The sequence below is a fragment of the Streptomyces sp. H27-H5 genome (genome assembly GCF_026627505.1).
GTDB lineage: Bacteria > Actinomycetota > Actinomycetes > Streptomycetales > Streptomycetaceae > Streptomyces.
In genome coordinates this window covers 1-3,410 of record NZ_JAPNLK010000236.1, presented here as the reverse complement: position 1 = coordinate 3,410, position 3,410 = coordinate 1, and the positions used below count along the sequence as shown (strand labels likewise).

Annotated in this window: 7 protein-coding genes; all 7 read left to right on the top strand. The window is 68.4% G+C overall.

The features are described from left to right. The first annotated feature begins 143 nt into the window (after window positions 1-143). The 7 genes from OTB19_RS42210 (at window position 144) to OTB19_RS42180 (ending at window position 3,356) form a co-directional block, all read left to right on the top strand. Window positions 144-383: a hypothetical protein gene (locus tag OTB19_RS42210; RefSeq protein ID WP_267804160.1), complete on the top strand. Its 240-nt coding sequence runs from the start codon at window positions 144-146 to the stop codon at window positions 381-383. A gap of 2 nt (window positions 384-385) precedes the next feature. After that, window positions 386-1,237 (top strand): N-acetylmuramoyl-L-alanine amidase, encoded by an 852-nt coding sequence (locus OTB19_RS42205; protein WP_267804159.1) that lies wholly within the window; start codon window positions 386-388, stop codon window positions 1,235-1,237. A gap of 11 nt (window positions 1,238-1,248) precedes the next feature. Further along, window positions 1,249-1,602 carry a hypothetical protein gene (locus OTB19_RS42200; RefSeq protein WP_267804158.1) on the top strand — a complete coding sequence of 118 codons (354 nt, stop codon included), beginning with the start codon at window positions 1,249-1,251 and terminating at the stop codon, window positions 1,600-1,602. Window positions 1,603-1,638: 36 nt separating this feature from the next. Next, complete coding sequence (locus OTB19_RS42195; protein WP_267804157.1) at window positions 1,639-2,046, top strand: hypothetical protein; 408 nt, start codon at window positions 1,639-1,641, stop codon at window positions 2,044-2,046. Then, window positions 2,043-2,426: a hypothetical protein gene (locus OTB19_RS42190; RefSeq protein ID WP_267804156.1), complete on the top strand. Its 384-nt coding sequence runs from the start codon at window positions 2,043-2,045 to the stop codon at window positions 2,424-2,426. The genes OTB19_RS42195 and OTB19_RS42190 overlap by 4 nt, the downstream gene beginning before the upstream one ends. Before the next feature lie 2 nt (window positions 2,427-2,428). Beyond that, window positions 2,429-2,713 carry a hypothetical protein gene (locus OTB19_RS42185; protein WP_267804155.1) on the top strand — a complete coding sequence of 95 codons (285 nt, stop codon included), beginning with the start codon at window positions 2,429-2,431 and terminating at the stop codon, window positions 2,711-2,713. A gap of 130 nt (window positions 2,714-2,843) precedes the next feature. Continuing rightward, window positions 2,844-3,356 carry a hypothetical protein gene (locus OTB19_RS42180; protein ID WP_267804154.1) on the top strand — a complete coding sequence of 171 codons (513 nt, stop codon included), beginning with the start codon at window positions 2,844-2,846 and terminating at the stop codon, window positions 3,354-3,356. Window positions 3,357-3,410: the final 54 nt, after the last annotated feature.

Below are 3,410 nucleotides of genomic sequence, written 5' to 3'. Positions count from 1 at the left end.
CGGCACCGACATCGGCCACCCCAACGACGCCTTCGACACCGCCGCCATCGTCCACCTCGCCGACCACGAGGCGTGACCGCACCCAACCCGCCCAACCGGAAAAGGACCTGCAACGCGCTGCACTAGCCACCGAGGAGCACACCATGGCCGTTCTTCCCACCCTTGAGCAGGGCGGGTCCGTCTACCGGATCCTGCTGTGGAGCAGTGACACCGGCGGGATTCCGTTCGTGATCGGCACCCCGGAGACTCCGAACGTGGCGACCCCCGCGTTCGAGGCTCGCCTGTGGGAATTCGCGCAGGCCCTCGCCGCCGACCTCGACTGCAGCATCACCGCCATCAAGCGCTCGGCCACCGCCGAGACCGAGCTCGACTGGCCGGTGTGACCATGGCCTGGTACCCCGGCGCCACGAAGATGGAACTGCAGCCCGAATCCGACTCGCAGCCTGCCATCCGGCCCACACAGTTCATCCTCCACTCGATCGCCGCGACGTGGACGAAGGAGCGGACCTACGAATACTGGGACCAAAGCACCAATCTTGAGTCCCACTTCGGACAGTCCTACGACGGCAGCATCGCCCAGTACATCGGCACCGAGACCCGCGCCGACGCCAACTACCTCGCGAACCGCAGGAGCGACGGCACTGGGGCCGTGTCCATCGAGACCGCATCCAACGACGACCACAGCGACCCGTGGACGGACGCGCAGGTCGAAGGTCTCATCCGGCTCGGCGTGTGGTTGCACCAGACGCACGGCATCCCACTGCGGGTCTGTCGTTCGGCATCGGATCCGGGCTTCGGTTACCACCGCCTGCACGCCGACTGGGCCGTGTCGGGCACCGCCTGCCCGGGCGACAAACGCGTCGCCCAGTTCAAGAACATCATCTTCCCGAGCATCGTCGCTCGGGCCAACGGACAGACCGCCCCCACGGAGGAAGACATGCCGCTCACCGCCGAAGACCTCGACAAGGTCGCCAAGGCCGTCTGGTCCCACACGGAGTCCGGACCCCCCAACTCCCCGATCCGCACCGGCGCGGCCATGGTCTGGATGGACAGCGTGCACGCCGGGCAGAACGCCAAGCTCGACGGGATCACGACCAAGCTCGGCACCCTCCAGCAGGTGGCCCTCACCCCCGAGCAGATCACCGCCATCGCCGACAAGGTGGCGTCGTCTCCGATCCTCGCCGACAACATCGCCAAGCGGGTCGCCGCCGACGTCGCCGCCCGCATGCAGTCCTGAAAGGGAACCCCATGAAGATCCTCGGCCGCGAACCGGCAATCACCATCGGCGTCGCCAGCGCCGTCCTGTCCCTCATCGTGACCTTCAACATCGGCCTGACCAGCCTCCAGGCCGGCACGACCGTCGCCGCCATCTCCGCTGGCTCGTCCGCCATCACGGCCGCGAGAACCCGGCCCATCGCCCCGGCCGCGTTCACCGGCGTCATTACCGCGGGTGTCGCACTGCTGGCCGCCTGGCATTACAGCGTGGCCCCCGCAACTGTCGGCGCTTTGAACGCGCTCGTCCTCGCCGTCCTCATGTTCATCACCCGCGGGCAGGTGTCCCCGACGACCAGCGACAGCCGGCCCGCGCTGTCGGAGGTGTAGATGCGGTGCCGGGCGGTCGGGCGGGCCTGCCGTCTCATGGGCCGTCGCGGCGCCTTCCTCCTCATCCTGGGCATCGGCAAGACGTGCTGGGGCGTGTCCTTCATCGTGGACCCGCCCGACACGCAAGGCCTGCAGCTCCTCACCCGCTGGTGCGACATCGAGCACTGGGCTTGGCTGTGGATCCTCGCCGGCCTCATCACCTCCGCGAGCGCGTTCCTGAAGATCGGACGCGACCGCTGGGGGTTCATCGCCGCACTGGTTCCGCCGGCCGTGTGGGCGATCGCATACCTCTTCGCCGTCATCGGCGGGGAGTACTCACGCGGCGCCTGGGTCGCCGCTTGGTACCTCACCTCCCACGTGGGGGTGATCCTGTGGGCCAGCACGGTGCCCGAGTACGAAGTACCGGCAGCCCCGAGCAGAGCCCGGAGAGCTGAGGGCGGATGAACTTCGGGGAATGGGCGGCCATGATCGGCGCCGCGGGAAGCGTGCTCGGAGGAGGAGGCTGGTTTGTCGCGCGGGCCACGATCCGGGCGGCACAGGTGACGGCGGACGCGCAACGCGCCACCGCGCAGGCGAACGAGGCGGCGGCCCGCGCCGCGTCGGCACCGGTACAGCAGGCCGCGAACTTGGCTGTGCTGGAAGCCACGGTGACGCGGGTCGACGAGGAGAACGGCTCGCTTCGCGGCCGGGTGTACAGGCTGGAGGCCCTGCTCCGGGGCTTCAGCTGGACGGTGGACGAGCTGTACCGGTGGGCGAAGAACCCGGTGGGCCGGCCGCCGGAGCCCCACGCGCTGGTCGAGGAGTACAACCGGACGGGGGTGTAGGCATGGACGACGACCCCGAACCCCGCCGAGTGACCCCGTACCGGCCGCCGATGGCCGACGCCGAGACGCTCGTCGACATGGGCCTCCTTGACGAGCAGCCCCAACCGCCGCCCGAGGAGCCCCGGGTCGACGAGGGTGCGATGCAGCTCGAGGCCGCGCTCACCGACAAGGGCGTCGACCTGTCTGGCGCCGACCAGGCCGCGGTCGCCGCGCTCGCCCAGCTCGACCCTGCGGTCCTCGAGACGCTCGTCGGCTGGATCGGCGACGGGAAGACCGCGGAGAAGTGACCCGCCCCCACCTTCGGGTGGGGGCGCTTTGCTGTGCCCTGGCCGCATCAACTCGCGATAACTCCCACATATCAACTCTCTTAACCGGTACTCTAGTTCTAGTCACATACCACCTCAAAGGAGGGTGAACGTGGGGAGCGAACTCGAACCGGTGCACATCGCTGAGATCGTTACCGATCTGCCAGCTCAACGCACAAACGACGAACACCTCTCGGGCGAGACCATCGCCGACCTCAAGCGCTCCATCGCCGACAACACCGACCGCGCCTACAAGCGCTGGTGGAAGATGGCTCTCGTCTGGTGCGAAGCCGAGCAGCGCACCCCGCTCCCCATGACCAGCCAGACCGTCGCCGAGTTCATCGGCCACCTGATGCGGTCCACCTCCGCAGCGACCGGCCAGCCCTACTCACCCAACAGCCTCGACCAGGCCCTCTCCGCAATCCGTACCGCCCACTTCAGGGCCGGCTTCGAGGGACAGCCCGGCACCCGTGCCGCACGGGAGCTCATCAAGGTCCACCGCCAGGACAGGGCCAAGGCGGGCTGGCGACCGCGCCGAGCCAAGGCCGTCACCCTAGTGCTGCACCGCGAAAGTTCGTGGAGGGGTGTTGGTCAGGCTGCTTCCTTGAGTGGGGTGCCCTTGTAGGTCCAGCGGAAGGGCTTGGCGTTCTCGTTGCGGTTGATGATGTAGCTGTCGAGC

Bases quoted from the DNA above. Each gene is read 5' to 3' on its own strand.
- OTB19_RS42210 (WP_267804160.1), top strand. From the start codon at position 144: ATGGCCGTTCTTCCCACCCTTGAGCAGGGCGGGTCCGTCTACCGGATC.
- OTB19_RS42205 (WP_267804159.1), top strand. From the start codon at position 386: ATGGCCTGGTACCCCGGCGCCACGAAGATGGAACTGCAGCCCGAATCC.
- OTB19_RS42200 (WP_267804158.1), top strand. From the start codon at position 1,249: ATGAAGATCCTCGGCCGCGAACCGGCAATCACCATCGGCGTCGCCAGC.
- OTB19_RS42195 (WP_267804157.1), top strand. From the start codon at position 1,639: ATGGGCCGTCGCGGCGCCTTCCTCCTCATCCTGGGCATCGGCAAGACG.
- OTB19_RS42190 (WP_267804156.1), top strand. From the start codon at position 2,043: ATGAACTTCGGGGAATGGGCGGCCATGATCGGCGCCGCGGGAAGCGTG.
- OTB19_RS42185 (WP_267804155.1), top strand. From the start codon at position 2,429: ATGGACGACGACCCCGAACCCCGCCGAGTGACCCCGTACCGGCCGCCG.